General features: G+C 64.8%; 19 protein-coding genes. 4 read left to right on the top strand and 15 right to left on the bottom strand.

What is annotated here, in order from left to right; all coding sequences use genetic code 11:
• Window positions 1–352: 352 nt before the first annotated feature.
• Window positions 353–1,924, top strand: a complete 1,572-nt coding sequence (locus tag MJD61_07620) for a GMC family oxidoreductase (protein MCG8555142.1) — start codon at window positions 353–355, stop codon at window positions 1,922–1,924.
• A 13-nt stretch (window positions 1,925–1,937) separates the two neighbouring features.
• Here the strand turns inward: MJD61_07620 and maiA are convergent, their stop codons facing one another.
• Entirely contained in the window at window positions 1,938–2,603 is a 666-nt protein-coding gene (gene maiA / locus MJD61_07615; GenBank protein ID MCG8555141.1) for a maleylacetoacetate isomerase, read from the bottom strand.
• 120 nt (window positions 2,604–2,723) lie between these two features.
• Here maiA and MJD61_07610 point away from each other — a divergent pair, with 120 nt between their 5' ends.
• Both MJD61_07610 and MJD61_07605 read left to right on the top strand, forming a co-directional pair.
• The gene (locus tag MJD61_07610; GenBank protein MCG8555140.1) at window positions 2,724–4,940 is read left to right on the top strand and encodes a sulfatase-like hydrolase/transferase; all 2,217 of its coding nucleotides are present in this window, start codon (window positions 2,724–2,726) and stop codon (window positions 4,938–4,940) included.
• Window positions 4,941–5,166: 226 nt separating this feature from the next.
• Window positions 5,167–6,513 (top strand): protein kinase, encoded by a 1,347-nt coding sequence (locus MJD61_07605; GenBank protein ID MCG8555139.1) that lies wholly within the window; start codon window positions 5,167–5,169, stop codon window positions 6,511–6,513.
• A gap of 3 nt (window positions 6,514–6,516) precedes the next feature.
• On the opposite strand, the gene MJD61_07600 is transcribed toward MJD61_07605, so the two are convergent.
• From MJD61_07600 to MJD61_07575, 6 genes are all read right to left on the bottom strand, one after another.
• On the bottom strand, window positions 6,517–7,140 hold the full coding sequence (locus tag MJD61_07600; protein ID MCG8555138.1) for a hypothetical protein: 624 nt from the start codon (window positions 7,138–7,140) through the stop codon (window positions 6,517–6,519).
• A gap of 141 nt (window positions 7,141–7,281) precedes the next feature.
• On the bottom strand, window positions 7,282–8,445 hold the full coding sequence (locus MJD61_07595; protein MCG8555137.1) for a hypothetical protein: 1,164 nt from the start codon (window positions 8,443–8,445) through the stop codon (window positions 7,282–7,284).
• An 18-nt stretch (window positions 8,446–8,463) separates the two neighbouring features.
• Window positions 8,464–9,498, bottom strand: a complete 1,035-nt coding sequence (locus tag MJD61_07590) for a polyprenyl synthetase family protein (GenBank protein MCG8555136.1) — start codon at window positions 9,496–9,498, stop codon at window positions 8,464–8,466.
• Between the two features lie 13 nt (window positions 9,499–9,511).
• Window positions 9,512–10,108, bottom strand: coding sequence for a hypothetical protein (locus tag MJD61_07585; protein MCG8555135.1), 597 nt, complete (start codon window positions 10,106–10,108; stop codon window positions 9,512–9,514).
• 219 nt (window positions 10,109–10,327) lie between these two features.
• Window positions 10,328–12,460 carry an NAD(P)-binding protein gene (locus MJD61_07580; protein ID MCG8555134.1) on the bottom strand — a complete coding sequence of 711 codons (2,133 nt, stop codon included), beginning with the start codon at window positions 12,458–12,460 and terminating at the stop codon, window positions 10,328–10,330.
• A 242-nt stretch (window positions 12,461–12,702) separates the two neighbouring features.
• Window positions 12,703–13,485, bottom strand: a complete 783-nt coding sequence (locus tag MJD61_07575) for an acetoacetate decarboxylase family protein (protein MCG8555133.1) — start codon at window positions 13,483–13,485, stop codon at window positions 12,703–12,705.
• A 203-nt stretch (window positions 13,486–13,688) separates the two neighbouring features.
• Between MJD61_07575 and MJD61_07570 the strand changes: the two genes are divergently transcribed.
• A complete protein-coding gene (locus tag MJD61_07570) occupies window positions 13,689–14,765 on the top strand; it encodes a saccharopine dehydrogenase NADP-binding domain-containing protein (protein MCG8555132.1) in 1,077 nt (358 codons plus the stop codon).
• On the opposite strand, the gene MJD61_07565 is transcribed toward MJD61_07570, so the two are convergent.
• The 8 genes from MJD61_07565 to MJD61_07530 form a co-directional block, all read right to left on the bottom strand.
• Window positions 14,766–15,533, bottom strand: a complete 768-nt coding sequence (locus tag MJD61_07565; protein ID MCG8555131.1) for an SDR family oxidoreductase — start codon at window positions 15,531–15,533, stop codon at window positions 14,766–14,768.
• A 67-nt stretch (window positions 15,534–15,600) separates the two neighbouring features.
• Window positions 15,601–18,696 (bottom strand): DUF2791 family P-loop domain-containing protein, encoded by a 3,096-nt coding sequence (locus MJD61_07560; GenBank protein ID MCG8555130.1) that lies wholly within the window; start codon window positions 18,694–18,696, stop codon window positions 15,601–15,603.
• Between the two features lie 323 nt (window positions 18,697–19,019).
• Complete coding sequence (locus MJD61_07555; GenBank protein ID MCG8555129.1) at window positions 19,020–20,036, bottom strand: sugar isomerase; 1,017 nt, start codon at window positions 20,034–20,036, stop codon at window positions 19,020–19,022.
• 4 nt (window positions 20,037–20,040) lie between these two features.
• Window positions 20,041–20,811, bottom strand: a complete 771-nt coding sequence (locus MJD61_07550; GenBank protein ID MCG8555128.1) for a PIG-L family deacetylase — start codon at window positions 20,809–20,811, stop codon at window positions 20,041–20,043.
• 11 nt (window positions 20,812–20,822) lie between these two features.
• A complete protein-coding gene (locus MJD61_07545) occupies window positions 20,823–22,058 on the bottom strand; it encodes a diphosphate--fructose-6-phosphate 1-phosphotransferase (GenBank protein MCG8555127.1) in 1,236 nt (411 codons plus the stop codon).
• 188 nt (window positions 22,059–22,246) lie between these two features.
• Window positions 22,247–22,747: a universal stress protein gene (locus MJD61_07540; GenBank protein ID MCG8555126.1), complete on the bottom strand. Its 501-nt coding sequence runs from the start codon at window positions 22,745–22,747 to the stop codon at window positions 22,247–22,249.
• Between the two features lie 262 nt (window positions 22,748–23,009).
• Window positions 23,010–23,828 (bottom strand): hypothetical protein, encoded by an 819-nt coding sequence (locus MJD61_07535; protein MCG8555125.1) that lies wholly within the window; start codon window positions 23,826–23,828, stop codon window positions 23,010–23,012.
• A gap of 97 nt (window positions 23,829–23,925) precedes the next feature.
• Window positions 23,926–24,197: hypothetical protein (locus MJD61_07530; GenBank protein ID MCG8555124.1), on the bottom strand; the 272-nt coding region annotated here is incomplete at its 5' end.

Below are 24,197 nucleotides of genomic sequence, written 5' to 3'. Positions count from 1 at the left end.
TTGGAGGCGGCCTCGCAAGGACAGCCTTCGCCACCAGCCAGCTCACCCTCGCAGTGCTAGCTCTCGCCGCCACCACAACCCTGCGCGACCACCGCAACGAGCATCGACAGCGGCAACGCGAGCGCCAGGGGCGATGACACGAACGCCCCTGCACGATTGCCCTGGGCCATGGGGGGCCTGAGACTAGCACGGATGGGGCCGGCCGTTGCCCTTGCCCGGACTTTCGCGGATCGCTCGAAGTCGTGGGAAACCCGATTGCCGAGGGCGCTCGGTCGAGTCGAACAGTAGCGTCCCGATGTTGGTCGAGCTTATCATCCTCGGGCTCTCGGTTCAGCTCTAAAGACACTCCCACATGGCGCCAGCGTACGATTTCGTGGTGGTGGGCTCGGGGTTCGGCGGCAGTGTTTCCGCTCTGCGCCTGGCCGAGAAAGGCTACTCCGTGGCGGTTGTCGAGCGCGGACGCCGCTTTCGTTCCGAGGATTTCCCGAAGACCAACTGGAACCTGCGCAAGTTCCTGTGGGCGCCGCAGTTTGGCTGCTACGGAATCCAGGCCATCACGCTGCTCAAGGATGTGCTCGTGCTGCACGGCACAGGCGTTGGTGGCGGAAGCCTGGTCTATGCCAACACGCTGCTCGTGCCGCCGCAGGAGGTGTTCGGCGATCCTGGTTGGTGCCGCCTAGGCGACTGGAAACGCGACCTGGCGCCGCACTACGAGCGAGCCCAGCGCATGCTGGGTGTGGTGCAGGCTCGTGGCCAGGGTGAGGCCGACCGGCTTTTGGCCCGGGTTGCGCGCGAGCTCGACCCCGATGCGCAACCCCGGGCGACCCGGGTTGGCGTGTTTTTCGGGGAGCCGGGCAAGACCGTGCCCGACCCCTATTTTGGCGGCGAGGGGCCTGCGCGTTCTGGCTGCACGCTGTGCGGCGGATGCATGGTGGGCTGCCGTCACGGCGCCAAGAACACGCTGGACAAGAACTACCTTTACCTTGCCGAACGCCGCGGCGTGCGTGTGATCGCCGAAACCGAGGTCAGCGAAATCCGTCCTGCTCAAGACGGCTACGTGCTGACTACGCGACGCGTCACGGGCTTATCATCCACGAACAAGGGAGCGTTGCGAGCCAACAGCGTCGTGCTCGCCGGCGGTGTCCTCGGCACGCTGCCTCTGCTGTTTCGCTCCAAGGCTGCCGGAGGACTAGCGCGGTTATCGGACAGGCTGGGTGACTTCGTTCGCACCAACAGCGAGGCGATCGTGGGCTTTGCCGACGGCCGCAAACACGTGGATCACAGCCGCGGGATCGCCATCGCTTCCGGGGCAGATGTCCTCGGCACGCATTTCGAGATGGTGCGCTACGGGGCCGGGCAGGATGCCATGAGCGTGTTGGGCACGCTCATGGTGGACGCGGGAGCGCCGTGGCCTCGCGCGCTGCGACTCTTGGGCGCGGCCTTGAAGCATCCGCTGTCGTTCGCGCGCACCTTCTATCCTTTTGGCTGGGCCAGGCGCGGCGCGATCCTGCTTGCCATGCAGTCGCTTCCAAACCACTTGCGTTTGACCCCCAAATCGTCCTGGCGCTGGCCCTTTTTCACGTCGCTGGAATCGGTCTGGGCCACCGGCGCGCCGGTTCCCAAGTACTTCCCTGCTGCCCATCGGGTGGCCCGGCGCATGGCCGAGCTCACGGGCGGCTTCGCGCAGAGCGCGCTGCCCGAGGTAATGCTGAACCTGAGCACGACCGCCCACATCCTGGGTGGCTGCCCCATGGGCGAGAACGCGCATCAAGGCGTGGTCGACCGCCATGGCCGCGTGTTCGGATACCCGAACCTCTACGTCGCGGACGGATCGGTGCTGCCGGCTAACCTGGGCGTCAACCCAGCCCTTACCATCACGGCCGTGGCCGAGTGGATCATGAGCCAGATCCCAGCCCGCGCGTGAGGTCTTGGTCCCTCTAGTCTTGGGCGCGCAGTTGCTCCGGTGTGTCGGGCTGGCGCTCCGGGTGCGCGTCGCTGAAGGGCTTCAGCGACAGGCAATGAGCTTCGATGCGTTCGATCGTGGGCCAGCGACCGACGCCGCACTCGAAGCGACGCGCATTGTATAGCTGCGGTATCAGGCATATGTCGGCGAGCGTGGGGCAATCGCCATGGCAGCAGCGACCGGTTTGCGCGTCGCGAGCGACGAGCTCCTCGAACGCGTCCAATCCTCGTCCGATCCAGTGCTGACACCACTGTTTGCGCTGCTCGTCGCTGGCTTCAAGCTCATCGTCCAGGTAGTTGAGCACGCTCAGGTTCTGCAGCGGGTGAATGTCGCATGCGATTACGTAGGCCAGCGAACGCACACGGGCCCGCGCTTGCGGCGACGCCGGCAGCAACGCAGGTCCAGGAAGGTGCTCCTCCAGGTACTCGAGCTGAGCCAGGGATTGCGTTAGCACGTACTCGCCGTGGACCAGCGTGGGAACACGCGCCTGGGGGTTGAGCTTCCTGTAGTGCTCCGTGTGTTGCTCGCCTCCGTCTCGCAACAAGTGGACCCCCAGCGTGTCGAAATCCACGTCTTTGATGTGCAAGGCGATCCGGACCCGATACGCTGCCGAAGATCGGAAGTAGGTGTAGAGCTTCATCGCAGCTTGACGGCAGCTTGACGGCAGCTTGGCGGCAGTTTGACTAAGCTGCCTGCATTCTTTCTCTTACCACATGCCGTGGCCACCCGGGCTTGGATCGGATTTAACTAGGAAGGTTCCATGAGGCATAGCTGCCATCTCGTCGTTGCTGCGCTGTCGCTGCTGGCGTGCACGCGCCCTGGGTGCTCGCCAGGCGCGAAGCCACCACGCCGCCAGCAGCCGGAAGCGGCTGCCTCCAAGAGCTCGACCACGCAACCGACACAGGCTGCGAATCCGCAGCCCAATATCCTCTTCATTCTGGTCGACGATTTGGGTTACGGCGACCTGGGCTCTTTTTGGCAGGATCGCGGGAGCCGAGCTCCAAAGAAGTTCGACACGCCGGCGATCGACCGCCTGGCCGCGCACGGCGTCAAGCTGACGCACCACTACGTCGCAGCACCGGTGTGCGCTCCTGCGCGCGCGTCGTTCTTGAGCGGGCGGCATCAGGGACACGCGAATGTGCGGGATTCGCAGTTCGACAAGCCGCTTTCCAACAACCACACGGTTGGCACGGTGTTGCAGCAGGCGGGCTACCATACCGCATGGATCGGCAAGGCTGGGCTGTCGGGCCCCAAAGACTCCGTTCCTCTAGCCGGGCAGGGCTCTCGAGCTCTTGTCGCGCACCCGCTCAAGCGCGGTTTCGATCGCTTCTTCGGCTACCATTTCCACCAGGACGGCCACGAGCACTACCCGGCCAACGGCACGACCAACAAGCGCGCCCTTATTTACGACGACTACCAGCAGATCAACCAAGCATCCGTGGACTTGTATACGACGGACGCATGGACGGCGGCCGCCAAGAAGGTGATCATCGACGAGGCCAGCGACGGCGACCAGCAACCGTTCTTCTTGTTCGTGGCCTACGATACGCCGCACTTCAAGATGCAGCGGCCTGCCGTGGCCTATCCTCCGCTCGACCAGGATGGCGATCCGCGCACGGGAGGCGTCCAGTGGACCAACCAAAGGGACGCTTTCGGCAACGTACGCTACGCCTCGACGGCCACCGGTCTCGGCAGGCCCGATTCCTATACGCATCCGGATATCCCCGCTAGCTGGACGGCAGCGGAAAAACAGCACGTCGGCATGATACGCCGGATCGACAACGGCGTGGCCGACCTGATGCGTACGCTCGAGGACCTCGGCCTCGTGCACAACACGCTGGTGGTATTCTCGTCCGACAACGGACCGCACAACGAAGGCAACGATCCCCGCAGCTTCGAGTCCTTTGCCAATATGGAGGGCATCAAGCGCGACATGTGGGAAGCGGGCATCCGCGTGCCCACGATCGCAAGCTGGCCGGGGCGCATTCAAGCTTCCGGAACCGACAGCGGCATCCTGGAAAACGCTTTCCCTTCCGCCCAGTGGGATTGGCTGCCGACCTTTGCCCAGGCTGCGGGTGTTACCGCGCCGTCGTGGGCCGACGGCGTTTCGCTGCTTCCCACGCTTACCGGAGCCCAGGCGCAGCAACGGGACAAGGGCTACCTGTACTTCGAGTTTTCGGTCAAGGGCACGACGCCTAGCTGGCCGCAGTTTTCGAATCATGGCGGCACGCCTCGGGGACTGATGCAGACGATCCGCGTCGGGCGCCATACCGGGGTGCGCACGAACGTCCGTAGCGGCGGGGAGCCCTTCGCCATCTTCGACGTGGTGACGGATCCCGGACAGGCTCGCGACCTGGCGCCCCTGCAGCCGGCCCTTCAGGCGCAGCTGCAGGCACTCGCGCTGAGCGCCCGCAGGCCAGGCGGCGGCACCGTACGACCCTACGACAGCATGAACCTGCCCTCGGTGGCGGCGCCTGCTGGACTCAGACCCGGGGTCGCCTACCGGACCTACAGCGTCGCGCTTCCCTGGGTGCCCGAGTACCGCGATATGCTGCCTGCCCTGGTCGCCGCGGACACGAACATCAACCCCGCGAAGCACTCCCCGGCGGACAACTCCGGAATACTGTACACGGGCTTCATCAACGTGCCCGTTGCCGGCAGCTACACGTTCTTCTTGCGCACGGACGCAGGAGGGAGCTTGCACCTGCACGACGCGCACGTCGTCGACGACGACTTCCATCACAACGGCAACGAGGTGTCCGGCAGCATCGGGCTGCAGGTCGGACATCACCCGTTCCGGCTCTACTACAGGCATGCCGCGGGTCCTCATCTGGCGTTGCTCCAGTGGTCGGGACCCGGACTGCACAAGCAGCCGATCCCGGACGCGAGCCTGTTCTTCAGCGAAGCGCTCCCTGCCGCCGCCGCCGCTCCCCGGGAATATGGCGGGCATCCCGGCGGCAGCCGGCATGGGGGGTAGCGGCACCGGCGGCGGCGCGGGATCGGGTGCGAGCGGAGGTGTAGGAGAGAGCAGAACGATTGGGGACGTCCCCAATATCCTACGGCCAGTGCCGGCTGCGCCGTTGCGGCGCTGCTGCCAGCCGGTTGCGCCGAGTCGCTGCCGCTAAACCCACACAGGAGCACATGGCCAGGCAGCGAACCGACACCTATAATGCCTTCGGCAGCCGGGATGCCTCCAAGGGGCCTTGAACGAAACTAGGAAACTGGTCCGCGGCAGTCGTCCGGTCCCGCGCGCAACGCAGCGGGCCGAGCAGGGCGAGGTTTCGTTTGCATCATCCCCGGAGCCCCTCCAGATCGTCACCGATCTCGAGCTGCAATCCGTGATCGGCCAGGGCGGCATGGGGATCGTATTCCGCGTCTACGACCGCAGCCTGCAGCGTCCGATCGCCATGAAGGTGCTCAAGTCCGAGATCCCGCAGTCTGCGCTGCCGTGTCTTGCGCAGGAGGCGCTCGTCACCGGCCGGCTGGAACACCCGGGGATCGTACCCGTGTACGGCGCCGGCCAAGACGATGGCGGAAACCCCGATTGCTTCACCATGAAGTACGTGGATGGCGTGACGCTGACAGATAGGCTCCTCGAGCTGTCCAAGCTCGGAACGCCACCCCGCGGCCGGCACTTGCAGGAACTGCTGACCAAGTTTCTCAAGGTCTGCGAGTCGGTATCCTTCGCACACAGCCGGGGCGTGCTGCACCGAGATATCAAGCCCGACAATATCATGCTGGGTAGCTACGGTGAGGTCTACCTGATGGACTGGGGGCTCGCGCTGCTCCGGTCCGACAACAGCGAGCGCCGTGTGAGCGATGCAGCACCGAAGCACGAACAGCCGAAGCACGAACAACATGGGCCCGTGGTGGGAACGCCGCACTACATGGCCCCCGAGGCGATTCGCTGCGGACCTTACTCGGTGGACGAGCGCACCGATGTGTTTTCGCTCGGCGCCGTGCTCTACGAGATGCTTACGTTGGTTCCGCCGTACGACTTTGAGGACGACCTCCCGTTGTGGATGCTCTCCCGCAACGACACCATCAAGCCCCCCGAGCAGGTCACGCCGGACGCCCCTCCTCCGGCGCAGCTTTGCGACATCGTGATGCAAGCCCTTTCCCACTCACCCGATGACCGCCAGCAGAGCGCCGAACAGCTGCGACAGGACATCGAAACGTTCCTGTACGCCGGCGGCTGGTTCACGCGCCGGCAGTTCGCTTCCGGCTGCATCGTGGCGCACGAGGGGGAAGAGGGGGGCAGCGCCTACATCGTCGAGAAGGGGCGCTGTCGAGTCTACTGCGAGACGGACGGAGCCACGAAAGCGCTGCGAGAGCTGGGACCCGGGGAGTGTTTCGGCGAGTTGGCCTTGCTGACTTCCGGCAAACGCACCGCCACGGTCGAAGCGCTCACAGACGTCACCCTGCTCGAAGTCTCGAGCGACGTCTTCGAGCGTGAGCTGCCCCGTGGCTCATGGACACGTCAGTTCGTCGACACCTTGGCCGAGCGGTTCCTGCAGTCCGAGCGCGACCAGCGCCGGCGCCCACCCTAGAACCTAGACACGCAGCGTTACAACGGCGAGCGGTGGTTCCGAAAACGTCGCCGGACGGAAGACGAGTCCAAGGTACTGACCTCTGATCGGATGCGAGGAGCCTCGCCCCTCCTCTTGGAGGGCGCCGTTGAGTTTCTCCAGGCCTTCTTGAGTCAGCAAGTTCCACTCGGTCCCCCCCTTGACCAGCGTGGTGATATTGACCCGGATACCCGTGGTTGACAGCCGTTCCACCTGCATCCGGAACCGAGCGCCGCTCCCGCCAAGCGGTGCAAGCTCGGTCGCTTCCAGATTGTCGTCGGGTCGAAAGCTTCTCGTGCGAACCTCTCGATGGAGCTTGTTCAGCTCAATGTCCTTCAGTTCGCTCAGGTCCACGTTCGCCCAGGCTGGGATCAGCTGACCCATCCCGGAGGCAAATGGCAGGCGCATCAGGTTTTCCAGCGTCTGGTACTGGTTCTGGTACGTGCTCGCCATGTCCTTGAGCATCGCTCTGAAGCCGTAGTTTTCGTTGAGAATCCTGAGCCAGGCTCCGTTCCAAATCTGCCCTTGGCGCTGGAGCGACTCGCCGAGCTCTGTGAATACGCTCTGAGCTTGAACGAAACCGGGAACGTTGTTGTCGTTGTCCGCCATGAAAATTCCTCCAAATAGCTCTAGCAGACTCCTGAAAAATGGTCCGTTGGGTCTTGGTTGGGTAGCTAAGCGCGGCGCTGCGATCTGTTCGGCAACCTGGTGTGAAGTAATACCAGAGTTTCGTTCACTTCGAAGCCCTACTCAGGCAGCTCCCAAGGCGGCCTGGAGGGCCGATAGCTCGCCCGGCGTGGCGTTCAGCAACGCCATCGGTCCCTCGTACACGAGCTCATGCATCAGCAGGCTCACCAAAGCCGGGTTCAGCAGGTTCAGAACGGTCACGATCTCGTCACTCTGCCCCGCAGGCGGCGGGAAGTGGAGGCTCTTGCTCGCCGTGATGGTGAGATGCTCACCTTTCCCACCGCGCCCGCCGTCCTTACCCTTTTTGCCATAGTACGTGGCCTCGTAGGATCCGCCGTCCACATCCAAGATGTCGCGGTACCTCACGGCGCCCACCGTGTAGAACTGGCAGCGAAAGAGGACGAAGTCGTAGCGCAACACGAACGGATTGTCTTCACGGGCTCCATGCACGCTGTCAAAACCAGTGTCGGGTTTGCCGAGGATACCGGCACTGTAGTTGCTGATGGTCAGGATGATCTCCGCGGTGGCGGCGCTTCCGACGTTCCAGTTCCAGTTAACGACTTCCTTGAGCTGTCCTCCCTCGGGTCTTTTCCACAAAGCCTTGGCCTCCTCGGCCTCGAGCTCGTTGAAGCTGCCTTGCACGTAGTTGCCCGGCGTGGACTCCAGATAGAATGGATCGCGCTCGTCGGAGAGGTAGCTGCTGGTACGGGCCCAGTTTTCGGGCGAGCCGGCGCGCAACAGGGACGCCACCCGCTCGGACGTGGCGTCAGCCTGCTCGGGCGCAAACTTGAAGGTCACGGTTTCGGTAACCTTGGTGACCCGCGTGTCGTAGTCGAACTTGATGTCTGTGCAGTTGTGAACCGCCGGCCAGATCCACTCGCTTCTGGCACTGGGTTCGGCATCGCCGGGCACCTTGGACGCCACGTACGCCGCGCAGCACTCGCATTTGGGCCGTGCCGCCTCCGGTGGCCATGAATGGTGACCCAGGTAACGTTCCATACGATGTTTGACTCCTGCGTTAGAGGACGCCAGGGAGCCGAGCGTGCCGACCACGGCCCTTCGTCGCAGAGCGGAGTGCGCTTCGTCGCTCACGATTCGAGGCACCGCGCCTACCGGCATGGGGGCGAACTCGGCCCAGCGGCTCGGAAGCCACAGCGGGACCCGCTGCTCTGCCATCATCCAGCGATGGAAGTGAGCACTCATCTGCGCGGCCCTAAGCTCACTCATCGCTTGACCCCTTTCGCTTCACGTGCGTGCGATAACCCATGCAGGCAGCTCTCCAAGAAACCGCAGATCACGCGTTTCTGACAGTCCCCGGAAGTTACGCTGGAACTCCCGCTGCGCGGCGCCGGCCAAGCCGTGCGCGACCTGGCAACCATACTCGATGCTCGCGTAACTGTCCATGAGCCGGCGCACCCACTGCACCTGCCGGGGCTCCCGGTCCTTGCGTTCCAGGGCGAGGAAGGCTTCGAGCGCCTCGCGTTCCCGGCCGGACGTCTGATTGAGGAGATGCACGATCATCAGCGTTCTTTTACCTTCCCATAGGTCCCCGTTGACCTCTTTGCCGTACTGCTTGTGCTCACCAATCAGATTCAGGACGTCGTCCTGGATCTGAAAGGCGGCCCCCACGAAGAAGCCAAAGGGCACGAAGCGGCGCAGGTCCACGGTGTCCCGGGTCGCGATCAGTGCACCGAGGCGAATCGGCAAGATCGTCGTGTACCAGCAGGTCTTCTTCAGGACCATCCTGAGATAGTCGCCTTCACCGAGATCCACCGTGTTTCTGCTGCGCCAGCCGAGCTCGATGGCCTGGCCTTCCACGGTTTCTCGAGCCACCTGCTCCGCCTCCTCCAGAATCCTCAGCGCCACACGTGTTCCCAGCCGTTTCTGGTTCTCCAAGAGCGGGCGCAGACTCAAGACCGACAGTGCGTCGCCGACGTTGATCGCCACAGGCACTCCGTGCAGCTTGTGGAGCGTCGGGTGACCGCGGCGCTCCTCGCTGGCGTCCTCGATGTCGTCGTGAACGAGGAACGCGTTGTGCATCAGCTCGATCGCAACCGCGGAGTTGACGGCGTCCTGCGTCGAGGCCCCGAACGCCCGTGCCGCAGCAATGCACAGTGCGGGTCTCAGGGCGCGGCCGCCCCGGCTTGGGTACTCCCGTACCGCTTCGCGCAGGTACTCCGAACCGCGGGAGACGTGTAGCTGGAGGTATTTCGCGAGCTCGAGACCCGCGATGCGACCGTACTCTCGTAGGATTGCGGGCGCGACCTGCGGCGTCGTCACGACATCCAACCGGCTAGCCCGAGAGCACGACCGTGAGCCGCCCCCGCGGCGTTCCACTGCGGAGCTCGAGGATCGCACCGGTGTAGCGTCCTGCTTTGCATCTCGATGGCACGTGAACCCGGACCCGGGTGATTCCTCGCGGTTCGGCCGGGAGCTCGACGGCTACATCTTTGATACGCGACGAATCGTCCGTTGCGAGCAGCGGCTCAACCCCGAGCTCACCGGTCGGCAGCGGCCTGTCGAGCGTCAGCAGGACCTCGGCGGGCCGCGTCGACTTGATCTCGAGGGCCAGTCTGAGTTGGTCGTCAAGGGTGGGAGACTGCGGTCTTGCGACTGCCTGGCGCCATGGATCGATGCCTCCAAAGATCGATTCCCCATCCCGACCTGGCCGATTGCGCGGCGCCGTGCTTCCGGCGAATGCGGCCATGACGTCAAGCCACATGGAGCCCATGTCGGTCGCGTACTGCACCATGCGTTCCGCCGCTTGGAACCTGTCCTGCCCGGCAAGCGTGTCGGAGGCAGCTCCTTCGGACGCGCGGCGTGAGTTGACGAACGCGCTCGCTGCCGCTGCACCCTGGCGCATGTACTCGTCCATGACCCGATAACCCATCTCGACGCTTCGTCGTATGGGATCGGAGGTTGGCCCGGGGTCAGCCGGACCTCCTCCGTCGCCGCTGTGGACACCACCCTGCCCGGAGCGGCCAAACAACGCAGACCAAGAACGCACGGGTTCTGCCCGCGGCAACTCCGGTCTTCGTTTCCTTGCCTGTTCGAGATTCTTCGCTTTTGGGCTTCGTCTTGTCGCGGCCATCTGGTTCCTCCGCTTTCGCTAGGGATGGTCGAATCCCACGATCTCCTCCAGCGGCGGCGAGCCGGACAGCGCGTGGGCCGCGAGCTTGCCGGACATCACCGCGGCCTCGACACAACCCTCCGTGAATCCGCAGCCGGTCCAATCTCCTGCCACCGTCAGGTTTTCGTGCGTCCTATGCAAGGGAGAGATCCTGTGCTGCAGCGTTCCCGGGAGACTCAGGCTGTAGCGCATGGTCGGATCGACGTTGGCGATGTAGAACTGGGACTCTAGCCGGGCCTTGCCTGCAGGCCCCTTGTTTGTGTCCGGTGTTACGAGAAGATTCCAGCGAAACCCCTTGGGCGCGACCGCGTTTGGCCATAGCGTCCCGACGTCTGTGTTCAGAAAGCGCAGCGCATTGTCCCGCACCTCCTTGCGACGCATTGCCGGGTAGCCTGCGGCCGCCGTGTTGACGCCGGGCTCGGGGTCGGGCAGCACACTGCAGAAGTACGCTATGGATTTGACCTTGCTAGAGCCGCCGGGATCGAGGGGGTAGCTTTCGCGCGACGTCAGATGCGACATGTCTGCCCAGGTGTCAAAGGGCTCCACGAAGCCCGAGATGTTGATGGACGGCTGTGTCCAACCGAGCTCCGCAATACCGTCACGCAGCCACAGCTGCAGCGCTTGTGTCGCGACGGACTTGTGGCTTGTTGCCCATTGCTGCCAGCGGGCGTCCTGTTCGATGATCTCGCGGGCGACGTGCGGCACTTCGCCAACTCCGACCGCCAGCACCACGAGATCGAAGTCCCTGCCAACCCGGAGCGTCCGAGCACCCGCGCGCCGTCGTTCCCAGTGCGACTCGAACTCCCACCCCTGCTTGCGCAGCATCTCCCCGCCGACCAGCTGGTTCCAGCGTGGTGCCGCCGGCCAGCAGGGGAGCCCCCGGATACTGACGAGCGGCCGGTATGCTCGGCCGCCCCGGACCTTCGCTTGAACGTCAAACGTGAGCGTCTCGACAAACGCGCCGTCCGCGCCCCCGTCAGCGCGGCCTACGCCCATTCCGGTTAGCTTGTGAAAAAACTTGAAGCCAACACCACGACGCTTCAGTACCTCGTACAACGGCGCGAAGACGACGTCCCCCATCCCGGCCTGCATCTTCCAGAAGAACGCTCCACGGTACGTGAAGAAGGCGCGCAGTGCACCTCGCAGGGCTTGGCCGGCGGCGATTCGCGGTCGCGTGACGTCTCCGTCTTCGTAGGCGAACGCCAAGTCGTACAGGGCGCGCACAAAGGCACTCTCCACGGATTCCTTGCTCGCGCCCCAGCGCATGAGCCATTCGCGGCAGTCGTAACCGTCGATGGCGTCGAAACCGCGCCGGTCGAACACCAGCCCCGAACCGATGATACCACGAACCACGGCCAGCACGAGGTCGATGATCTCCCACAGTCGACGGAGCTCGGTGTCGCTGCGGGTCATCCGTCGTAGCTGGGAGCGTGCCGAGTTGGCGATGGCAGCGTGGAAGTCGAGGATCACCTGACCGGGAAAACGAGGCATCAGCCTCACCACCTCGTCCAGAACGCGAAGCCCGTAGATGAGCGATCCCCAGGTCGCGAGCCCTGCATACTCCGCGCCCTTCGCCCGCCGCGCCATGAGCTCCGCCATCAGCTTGCGCAGCTCACTCGGGGCGGCGCCCACCGGGCTTGTAGCAAGCTCGGGTCGAGCTTCCGGACCGCTTCGTTCCTGGACTGCTCTAAAAAGCGTCCGGGCAAGCGACAGGCTTCGCTGCAGGTAGTCGGCCACGGTCCAGCGATGCTTGATCAGGTCGGGGTCGCCTGGCTGCCCTTTCGTGGGCGGGAAGTGAACCGCCCAGGGAAGCCAGGTTCCGTCCGGCGCTCGGTCCATGGTCCCACAGAAGTGGTCTGGCACGAACGCGTCAGTCCAGGTAGCGATGGGGCACCGGCTTGGATCGCGTCCGAGTTCCTCGTAGCACTCGCGCATCAGGCGAAACGCGTTCTCATAAAAGCCCATCCATAAGTGCAGGCCGTGCTCCTCGATCCGATCGGCAGGTCCGCGGCCGGATGCTCCCTTGCCCCCAAGCCTCCAGCCGAGCTGGTAGACCGTCACATCGTATTTGCCGGCGAGCTCGGGTCGCGTGAGCTCAAACGCAGCTGCCATCCCGCTGCACCCACCGCCAACGACCGCCACCTTGATTCGCTCTGCTGCACCCACAGGATTCGGCCGAATTAGTTACAGATCGGGCACGGGTCCTGCAAGCCCTGATGAGCGTGAATACGGAAAGGGCGGCTCCCATTGACCGCCGCCGCTTCGGAGGGCCCGCGTCATCGGAGATACTTCGTACAGCCAAAAGGGCTCATCGAACGCGTGCAAGAGCCCTGGCTTCCGCTGGCGGCGCTGGGTCAGGCGGCGGCCAGCACCTGCGGCCTTCCTGTGCGCCACACGAGGCCGCGCGCTGCAAGGCCCAGTCCCTCACGACTGCGCGTGCTGTCACCCCGGCGCCAGAGGACCTGGCCCTTCATGGGGCGCATCTCGGCTCCCGAGAACTCCATGCGGAACTGGGAGGTCACGAATACCCCATCGCTTCGCTGTCCCAGAACCGGAAGCCTGGTAAGGCGAGCGACTGGCTCAGCAGCCCGGCGCACCGAGCCGATATCGCGCGCCCACGAACCGTGCACGCTTGCGGTGCATTCAAAGAGCAGCCATCCTCGCCGAGCGACTCGGAAGCCGGAGTACGCCCAGTGGATATCAGCCAACTGCTTTCTGTAGCCGTAGACCGCGTTGCCGAGAAGCACGGCGTTGGGATCGTCCGCGTACATGGTGCACGCGAAGGCTACAGGCTCCGGCGATGCCGGATGTGCGACGAAGGGCGCGAGAATCGAAAGCTCTCGGTACCGGACACCAAACGACAGATCAAACCCCGCGAGATGACCGCCGCCGGAGCTCAGCTCGCCGAGCGTGAACAGCAACGGATGCGTTCCCGGCCGCTGCTCGGGGAGCTGCGGGCAAAGCGCGAGAGGTTCGGGAAGGAGTCGTTCGACAGCGCTTCGAGGCCAAGCCACCACCAGCATCGCCCCGGAAAAGCTCGCGCGCCCGCCCCACCCCAGACGCCCGGTACCCCACGCTTGCGCACCAGGCTCGTGTTCAGTACGTTCAGCGCCTGCAATCCCCGGGGAAACCGTCATTTCGGCGTTGCTCCTCCTCCCGATGCCACCACCATCGGTCGTCGGGTCAGAATAACACCGCCACTTCGATTTCGATCCATCCTGTCCAGCGGTCTCGCCCCACCTTCGAATACAGGCAGCCCTCGACGCCAATCGGACTTCCGGCCGCGCGCACCAGCTGCACCCGGCACTGGCAGGCGACCGGCTCAGGACCCCTTTTCATCGTGATCGCACATCGCTCCGGCCTCCCCGCCAGTGATCCTCTTCTCATCTACGGCGCTACGGGTTTCACGGGTCGACTGATCGTACAGGAAGCACTTGCCAGAGGCCTCATACCCATCCTGGCCGGCCGCAGCGAGCCCGAGCTGCACGCCTTGGCTAGTGGCGAACGGCTGGAGTTCAGAGTTGCTTCGCTGGCAAGCTCCGCCGATCTCGCTGCGGCGTTGAGCGGGGTCACCGCGGTCTTGAATGCAGCGGGTCCGTTTCGGACCGCCGCCCCGCTGCTCGTCAAGGCGTGCCTGGATAACGGAGTGCACTATCTGGACATTGCCGGGGAGCTCGCCTGGGTCGAGCTGCTGTCGCAGTTGGACACAGAGGCGCGCCACAGGCGCGTCATGCTGCTGCCGGGCGCCGGCTTCGACATGGTGGCAACCGATTGCGCGGCGGCTCTCGCGGCCAGGCGTGTGCCCGACGCTACGCACCTTGCGCTCGCCCTTGCAGGACTTGACGCCATCTCGCGTGGTTCCGCTGAGACCGTGCTCGAGCAATACCCGCAGCTCGCTGTCGTGCGGCGTGCCGGGCGCCTGGTGCCGACCCAACCCGGGGAGCTCACCCGCAGCTTCGATTTCGGCTCGGGCCCTCGGGCGACGCAGGCCATCAGCTGGTCGGACGTTGCGTCAGCCTACTACACAACAGGCATTCCGAACATCACGGTCTACTACGAGGCCACTCCGCTGGTCCGCCTCGGGCTCGGCCTTGGTCGGGACGCCGGCTGGATGTTTGCAACGCCCGCCTGGCAAACGTGGAGACAAGCGGCGCTGCGCCTGCTACCGGATGGCCCCAGCAGCCGCAGGCGAGCCGCCGGGCGAGCCACGGTCGTTGCCGAGGTTTCCGACGGCAGCCATCAGCGTGCGACGATTCGATTGCACACCCCCGAGGTCTACTCGTTCACTGCCACGGCCTCGGTTTCCATCGCGGAGCGCGTCCTTACCGGCGGCTGCGAGCCCGGCTTCCAAACCGCAGCGAACGCCTTGGGAGCAGAATACGTCTTGTCGCTCCCGGGCGTTTCCCAGGATCGCTGATTACCGGCGCATGGCCCTTGCCAGCGCACCGCTAACGCTCCGGGTCAGCCAGCGCGGCTGATAGCGCATCATTTGCACAGCGAGCTGGTTCAACGCACCGCTCACGAGTACGGGCGTGCCGCGAATGCACGCCAGATAGCCGTCCTGGGCGACCCGACGCGCCGAGCCGACGGCCCACGGCGGCAACCGAGAAAGGTCCTGTGCTTCGCTCAAGATTTCCGTGTCTGTGAAGCCAGGGCAGAGTGCCGTCGCGGTTACGCCGGTTCCCATCAGCTCCTCAGAGAGCGCCTCGCTGAGGTGAAGTTGATAGGCCTTGCTGGCGGCATAGGTCGGAAGGCGGGCGAGTGGCTGGAATCCAGCCATGGATACTACGTTCAGGACGCGTCCATGGCCGCGCTCGAGCATCGAGTCCAGAAACAGGTGGGTGAGGGTGGTTGGTACGGCAATATTCAGCTCCAACAGAGCCAAATGGCTCGATAACGGGGTGCGGACGAACTCGTCGTTGAACATCATGCCGGCGTTGTTCACCAGGATCTCGATCTCCAGGCCGCGCGCGCGTACAGATTTGAACAAGCGCTCGGCAGCGCGCGGGCGACACAGGTCTCGGGCCATGACCACGACCTCGACGCCAAACTGCTCTTCGAGGCTACGCGCCCGCGAGACAAGCCTCACGCGGTCGCGAGACACCAGGCACAGGTCGTGTCCATGGCTGGCAAACTCCTGCGCCAGCTCCCAGCCAATGCCCCGTGACGCACCGGTGACCAACACCCATCCGCTCCGCGAAGCGTCAGGCCAACGACTCTTTGCACCTTCGGGCATCGAAAACAGTTGCGCGTCAACTCGCCCGGAGCTCGGTCAAGAGCGAGCGAGCCTCACGTAGCACCGGAGGATCACCGCTAACAATCCCTTTGCACGCTTCAGCAAGGATCTCCCTGGCCCGCCCGGTATCGCCGCGCTTGGCCAGCAGGCGCGCGAAGCCCGTCGCGCAGCGAAGCCCCCACAAAGCCGAGCCATCTTTCGCAGCTGTCTCGAGCCCGCGCCGAAAGCAGTCCTCGGCCTCGGCTGTGGCGCCGCCCTGAGCCAACAGCTCCGCTCTGAGGCGTAGGAGCTCGGGCTCGATGTTGCGGTCCCAGTTGGTGCGTATCAACACCATGGCCTCTTCCACGGCGGCGAGACCTTTCTCGATCTCACGCGCCTGAGCATACGCTCTGGCGAGATACGACAGGTGGTATGGAAGTGGATGGGACGCGCCGGTGGCGCGCAGCATGCCAAGCCCTTGCTGAATCTCTGCGATCCCCTGCTGCACCCGCCCGCCCTCACAGGTCGCCAGTCCGTGCTGAGTCTGCGCGAGGGCCCGCCAGAACTGCAGCTGATGCTCGGCTGCGAGCTCGAGGCCATTCTCGGTTGACCGCAGCGCCCCTGCTGTGTCGCCTACGTCACTGGATAGCAGAGCGTGGTAGTGCAGAGCCATGACGGTGAGGTACGGTGAGTTGGCGGCTTTGGTCGCTGCCCAGACTCCCTGTAGAATCGTGTTCGCCTCCTCTACATCGCCAGACAAATAGCGAGCGTGCATCAGGAACAAATGCCCGTACAAGGGGTTGTCGTAGCCATAGTCGTTGGGCAGCGTGAGCACCATGTTCGAGTCGAAGTGATTCTGGCCTTCGATCAACGCACGAATCGCTTCCTTGAACCTTCCACGCCAAAAATGTCGAACCCCCATTGATGTCCACGAAATGTAGCGCTTCGCCGGACTATCCGTGGTCCGTGCGACTCGGTCGAACTGCTCTACCATCTGCCGTGTTGCCGCTCGGCTGCCGCGGACCGCCTGAAACGTCCAAATGCCATAGAAGACCCGAAACGGCGGATCGACCTCCGCGCACAACTCTCTGGCACGCTCGTAGCTCTCCATGACCTCTTTGGCCGCATAACCTTGCGTCATGGTCAGCGGCAGCCCCAACGCAGCTAGCAACTCCAGCTCGAAACGGTCACGTTCCCTGCTCTGCGGCAACTGCCGTAGCTGCCCCAATGCGGATCTGAAGTGGTTGACCGCTTCCAGGTACGCTTGCGCTTCGAGCGCGCGCTCCGCCGCTCGCTCGAAGTACGTTGCAGCCTGCCGCGGAAGTCCGGCCTTCTTCGCGTGAAAAGCAGCCACCTCGGGCCTATCGGCGATCAGTCCCGGAAAGGCCTCCTCCAGCGCCGTGAAGATCCGCTGGTGCACGGGCGGCCGCGCGCTCTTGAGCTGCGTTTCGTAGATCCCGTCCTGAATCAGAGCGTGCTTGAATCTGTAGGTCGAATTCGGCGGATCACGACGCACGAACGCGAGCTCGCTGCGAACCAGGGCGTCGAGGTGCCCGCGAAGCTCATCGTCGGTCAACCCGGCAACCGCACGTATCAAGGCATAATCGAATTCGCGTCCGATGGCAGCGCCAAGCTGGGCCACGCGCCGGCTTTGGCCGAGTCGATCGAAACGAGCTACCAGCGACTCCTGCACTGTCGCAGGCAGGTAGCGGTCGTCGAACTCGCCGGCCAGCTCGTAGCGCGTATCGAGGCGTAGCACACCTGATTCCAGGACCGCCTTGGTTACCTCCTCGACGAAGAGCGGAACGCCCTCACTGCGTTTGGCGATTCCCTGCGTCACGAGCGGTGGCAGAGCGTGGCCGCCCGCGAGGTTCTTGACCATCGTCTCCATCTCGGACCTGGTCAGGCGGAGCAGCTCGATCACTTGGACATGGGGTTGCGACCAGCGGGGCAGGAATTCGGGGCGACCCATCACGCACAGCAGCGTGCGGCCCCCGGGTGGCTCGCGCACGATCAGATCCAGGAAATCGAGCGTCGAAGGATCAGCCCAGTGAATGTCCTCGACCAGCAACGCATACGGCGATTTTTCGGCCGCCGACGCCAGCCATATGCGCATGATTTCCAGCGTTCGCCGGCGCCGCCGAGCAGCCGACAGCTCGCGCATCGGCCCATCGTCTGCTCCCGGAATGGAGAGCAGGGCTGCCATCAAGGGCAGGGCGTCGCTCCCCACATTAGCGTGCTCAGCGAGCAGGCTGCCGAGAGCCTCGAGCCTTGCCTCGGGCGCCGTTTTCGCCTTGGCGCGCTTGCTCACGACGGCGTTGAGCATCTCGATTAGCGGGCCAAACGCCGTCGCCTGCATGAGCGGCGAACAGTAGCACTTTGCCACGACAGCACCTTGGTGGAGCCCCGTGTGCTGGAAGCGGTGGATAAGGCGCGATTTTCCGATCCCGGCTTCGCCGCGGACCACGACAACCCGGTCGGCCCCCTTCTGCACTTGTCTCCAGGCAGCAGCGAGCTCTGCCAGCTCGCGCTCGCGCCCGACGTAGGGGCTGAGGCTTCCGCGCGCCGCTGCCTCGAACTTGGTCTGTGCCCCTGTCGGTCGGACTACGCGAAAGAGCGCTACCGGTTTGGTGAACCCACGCAGGGTCCGCGTGCCGAGCGCCTCGAGCTCGAAATGACCCTGGACGAGCCTTGCCGTCGCCGCAGACACAAGGACCGTGTTCGGTTCCGCCAGCGGCTCGAGCCGCGCCGCCAGATTGACCGTCTCTCCCACGGCGAGTCGAGCCCCTGTCCCCGCCGGACCCGAGTCGCCTACAACTGCCAGGCCGCTGTGGATTCCCACACGCACTCGGGTCTCTGCTTGGAGACGCTCGCCGATCCCTTGGTTCACGCGCTTGAGATCCTCGATGATTCGAAGCGCCGTGCGCACCGCGCGAACGGCATCCTCCTCGTGGGCGACCGGGTAGCCGAAATACGCCAGCACGCCATCACCAAGGAACTGCGAGAGGTGCCCCTGGTAACGACCGATGGCATCTCGGCACACAGCCCGATAACCGACGAAGAGATCCTGCAGTTCCTCGGGATCGAGACGCTCCGAGAGCTCGCTCGAGCCGACGAGATCGCAAAAGACCACTGTCAACTGCCGGCGTTCGCCTTCACGGGGGCGCTGTTCGACTTTGTGGCCGCAAGCTGAACAGAAGCGTGACCCCGGCTGGATAGGGGCGCCGCAGCCCCTACACAGCAGGTCTTGGTCCATGGTCCTCCCGTCACAAGCCCGGTCCGCAGCCCGGCACTGCGCAGGCCGGCTGCCGCCGGTTCGCGGTGTTCGGGTGGGAGGGTATCCTCTTCAGCAACGAATCTCCAGCCTTCCGGGAGCTCGCTCACGCTCTACGGTCGCGACGAGCAGGAGAGCTGCACGGGCAAGGGCAAGCTCATCGCCCCACGGGGCGTGGAGTGTCAGCGCCCCTCGAACTCGTTTCCGACCTTGCGAGCTCTCGCGGGGTGGTCGAGATCGATCCCTGTGGCGAGGCCGGTTTCCACCAGCAGATTCCAGCCGGCGCACAGCTCCACGAAACCCCGATAGGCTCCGCCGTCGGGGATCAGCACGGTAGGAAACGAAGTCTGGCGGGGTGCAAGCGCTACCGCGTGCATGCCAACGCCATCGACGAGACACTCCCTGAGCTTGGCCTCTTCGGCGGCAAACGGATCGACGAGCACCACCACCTCGTCGCGCAGCATGACCTCCTCGATGCCGTGCACAGCGTAGGTTCCTTCGAGGTAGTCTGCCTTCTTGCGTGCGATCTCGTTCGTCTTGAGCCTCAGCTCTTCTGCCACACCGTTGTTGCGGCCGGCAAAATAGATCGTGGGCGCGCGAGCCAGCTTCTGGACGATCCCGGCATCGATTCGCAGCTCGAGCACCTGCTGCATCTGGTCGGACAGCTCATCGAGGCCGAGCAGCGGCACGTCGCCCAGGGCAGCCTCGACGCTCGCGAAGAACAATGCCTGTTCGATCACGCTCTTCGTAGCGGCCACGGCCGCTTCCTTGCCGCAGGTCAGGACATGACCCTGATTGCTCAGCTCGATAACGGGCGTATCCGGCTCCGCTACCACTGCGAAAACGGCATCATGCTGTGCTTGCCGCAGCTTCGTGAACAGCCGCACGACTTCCTTGGTCTTGCCCGAGTTCGACGCGCCAAAGACCGCAGCCCCGGACAGGTCGTACTCGAGCGCTTGCGTGGCACCCTCGCTGAAGATCGGCAGCCGGTTGCCGGAGCACAGAGCCCGATAGATCGTCTGCTTGGCCGGAAACACACGGCTCGAGCCCTCGCCGGTCAGGAGCAGCGCGCGTTTGCCCCTGATGGCATCCGCGAAGCGAGCACCCGCGTCCGGCTGGAAACGCCGCACGATCTGAGGCGACTCGAGCATCTCGCGGCACAATGCATAACCGCCGTAGCTGGCATCGGCCATGTCCATGACGTCAGGCGGTCTCCCGCAGGACGAGTTCCCCGAGCTCCTGCTGCAGCAGGGCTTCCTGGTGGAAGCCTCCACCGAGATGCTGCCAAAACACTTCGGCGTAGTCGACGCCCACCTTGGCTCCGAGCTCGCTGCTATAGCGTTTCATTTCCTCGAAAAAGTCGTCCATCTTGTGCATCACCCGCATGAGCTCGATCTGGGAGCGATGAAGCGCCAGCATCTGCTTTTTGACCGAGATCGTGTCGCCGATGTTCACGTAGAAGTGGGGGGGAGCGATCGGAGCACCCAGGGCGTCGCGAAGCGTAAGCGGCGCCGTGTGGTACAAGAGCGGTGTGCGGGGCAGCGGTGCAACCCGACAGGGAACGTTCGGTAGCGTGGCCAGCATGCTGGCCGCTTCCACGATGTTGCAGGTGGTTCGGTGATCGCTGTGGTAGTCGTTGGGCAAGTGCGTCATGACGACTCCCGCCTCGACGCTGCGTATCAGTGTCGTGGTGGCGATGCGCACCGCTTCGTGATCGAACAGGTAACCATCCCGCTGCGCCAGGCAGTGGTAGTCGGCGTCGATGATCGCGGCCGCCTGGCGGGCTTCCTGCTGCCGCTGTGCGATGGTTTCGGACTCGCTGCCGCTTATGCCGCCCATGCCGCCGGCGGTCATCGTAGCGATCGCGACGCGGTAGCCTCGGCCTTGGAGCAGCGCGAGCGTTCCCGCACAAAACGCTTCGGTATCGTCGGGATGGGCGTGAATTGCCAGCACACTGCGGTTGAAGTCAGGCATCGCGGTTGAAGTCAGGCATCGCGGTTGAAGTCAGGCATCGCGGTTGAGGGTACGACGATCGGCTCGAGCTCCACGTAGTCGGGCACCTCTCCGACGAGCGGCCGCAGGTAGCCGAGGGCCTCGTCGGTGATCTGGTTTCCACGCTCGTTGATGAAGGCGTCCGGCATGGCTTTGGCACGCACTGCCACCTCTTCGAGCGCTACCTGCCCAAGCGCGAAGGCATAGGGGTCATCGCGCAGCCGCTCGATCGCGACCATGCAACCGGTTTGGCCTTGCCCGGCAAGCTGGGCCGCATGCCGGCCGCATCGGTAGGCTTCCTCGAGATCGAGAGGCACGGCTCGGTCCATGGCCGACATGATGAGCGATTCGGTGATCTGGAACTCACCGCGCAGGCCGAGCTCGTCGCTCAGCATGCGGTGAACGTTGAGCCCAACGCTTGCCCCGCCCATGGCGCCAAACTCGGTGTTGCTGAACTTGTCCTGAGCCTGCGAGGCGCTCACCGGTGTACCGTCGGCGTAACGCAGCCCCTCGCTGACCACGATCGACGCCCAGCCATAGCGATCGATGCACGCTCGCGTGTCGGCAATGAGGCGCGACCGATCAAAGCGCCGTTCCGGGCAGTAGATCAGGTGAGGCGCGTCGTCCACTTTGCGTCTGGCCACTGCGGTTGCTGCTGCCAGCCAGCCGGCGTCGCGTCCGATGGTCTGGTACACGACGAAGGCGTCGACCTTCTTCATGTCCCGCGCCAGCCAGCCGCCTTGCAGGACATTGAGCATGTTGCTGCGGGCCGCGCTCGGAAAACCCGGCGTGTGATCGGTGCCATACAGATCGTTGTCCACGGTCTTGGGCACGCCGATTCCGATCAAGTCGTAGCCCCGGTTCCGGCAGTGGCTTTCCACCCGATGGATCGTATCCATGGTGTCGTTGCCCCCGATGAGAAACAGGTAGCGAATCGCGTGCTGGCTGAGCACGTCCAGGATGCGGGGAAGGTCTTCATCACGCACCTTGTGCCGGCAAGACCCCAGGGCGGACGATGGCGTCTTGCGTAGAGCCCGGAGCAGCTGCGCGGGCTGTCTGCCGAGGTCGACGAGCTGCCCCGCCATCATGCCCTCGATTCCAAAGCGCATCCCGTAGATGCTCTGGACCCCAGCGATCTCGCGGCAGCCATCCAGCACACCGACGAGGCTCGAATTGATGACCGAAGTGGGCCCGCCCGACTGGCCGATTACCGCGTTACCTTTGAGCATTGGCCAAGTACATATCGCACCGGGGCGGCAAGTTCGCCAGAGAGCTCGGGCCGCGCCCGCGGCGGGACGTGCCATCACCGGCTCGCTGGTGTCGTCCAATGTGCTACACTGCCTGCACTCCAGAGACCCGATCCCGCCTGACTTGCAAGCCAGGGCACGGGCTGGGGCAGCGCGTCGGAAGGAGATCGCTAACGCGCCTTGAGCGATACGCTCAGGACCGGGACGTCCGAGGCACGCAGCACGCGCTCGGCAACGCTGCCGAGCAGCGCGTGCGACAGGCCAGTGTGGCCATGGGTCCCCATCACGATCAGGTCGGCGCCCAGGGTCTGGGCCATGCGCAGGATCTGGGTGCGAGGGTCGCCTTGGGTGACGTGCTGGCGCAGCACGACGTCCCGGTCGGCGTAGCGCTCGACAAGCTTGGCAAGCTCGTTTTTCGAGGCATCTCGCATGCGAGCCGAGACCTCGGAGGGCTGTGAGTCTGACGGGGCCACGCCTCCTGACACGGTTACGTGGGACATCGCGAGCGGCAGGGCCTCGCCGCTCGCGTGCAGGTTCAGAGGAGGCGGAACCACGTGCAGCAGATGGATTTCGGCGCGCAGCTGGCCTGCTAGCTCGAGCGCGTAGCGAAGAGCTCGCTCAGAAGTCTCGGAGAAATCGACAGGGCTGAGTATGCGTCCGACGGCTGTCACGGCTGCCTCCATGGCGGCGATGCAAGATTTGCGTGGTGAGCTCTGCGGCCGGCAACTTGTGCGTCGCGCAGATGAGCACTACCCTTGAGGCGTCGCTCTACGGGTGCTCTGCGGGTTCGAAAGCACGTCCCGGGCCATCCGCTATGCATTTCCCGTTGCCATGCGTTTCCCGTCAGCCATGCGGTTGCCGTCGACAGCGCGCCGGAGGCTGGTGACCGATGCGGGCGCTAGGATCGGCCCTGCCGAGCGGCCCCGGTAGCAGTCACGGACGCGTCGTGAAGGGTCCCGACAGCTCTGGTGGTGGCGAACTCTGGCCGTGCCTGTCGGCTCCCCAGCAGGCAACGAAACCCGAGGTGCTCACCGCGCACGTGTGGTCGGCGCCCGCGGAGAGCTGGCGGAACTCACCCCGAGGCACGGCTAGCTGATTGTGGTCGTGATTGCCCCAACACGCGATGCCGCCGTGGGGGCGCAGCACGCACTTGTGGTCCCCGCCCGCCACGATCTCGAGCGCTTCACCCCCGATGGCCATCGCGACGCCACCAAGGTACGCATCCAAGTACGGCTTCCAGGCCCAGCAACGAATCCGCCGCTGCAGGTCGAGACCACACAACGACGAGGCACCGAGCGCGATCCGGCTCAACGGCGGCAGGGCACCAGCGGGTGGGCCGCCTCGTGGAGTCCTCCAACATTCGGCGCGGCCTCCAGCCGTCAGGCCGCACAGTATACCAGCCCAGCTGCAGCCGAGCGCCCGATAGCTTCGAGCGAGCCGTTGCGTGCTGAAGGGTCGCTTGCCCCAGCAGCGAATCTGGCCATCGCGCCGCAAGCCACACGTGGAGTCGGGACGCACGCACAGGTCGTCGAACCGCTCTGGCGGCGCTGCTGCAGGCGGGTCGCCCGGCCCCCAGCACTCGAGCTCCCCGCCGGAGTGCAGGCCGCAGCCGTGATGCTCTCCAAGCGCCAGCTTCGTGAAGGGGCCGGCCGGAGCTGTACCCGGCACCTGGCCCCAACAACGCAGCGAGCCGTTATCGAGCTGGGCGCAGCTGCCGTGAAGCCCAGCGGCGACCAGACGAACCGGGCCCATGACAGGCACGTGCGCGCCGGGTCGCCCCGGCGTCAGCGCGCTTGCCGCGCCGCTATCTCCCGCGCCGCTATCTCCCGCGCCGCCGGGGCCGCCCGCATCAGGCCAGCTCGCCTTCCCTCCAGTTGCCCCATCCGGGTAGATCGATGCATCCGGGATTCCATGGCCCGGCTCCTGCAGACCCGACCTCGATCCGCAGCCGCTCCACGCCAGGGCAACCAACAAAACGCCCAGATGTAGCCGGCATTCCCCGATTCGTCCCCGCCGCTTGTCTTGCAGCACTTCGGTCCTCCCCACCGGAGGCGGTTCCTAGGGTCCACTCGGGTCCCAGCTCCAGCACGCCAGCTTGCTGTCCGTGCCCACCGCGCAGCA

The sequence above is a fragment of the Pseudomonadota bacterium genome (genome assembly GCA_022361155.1).
GTDB lineage: Bacteria > Myxococcota_A > Polyangia > Polyangiales > JAKSBK01 > JAKSBK01.
Note: the sequence above shows the minus strand (reverse complement) of the source record. Positions and strands in the feature narration are given on the sequence as shown.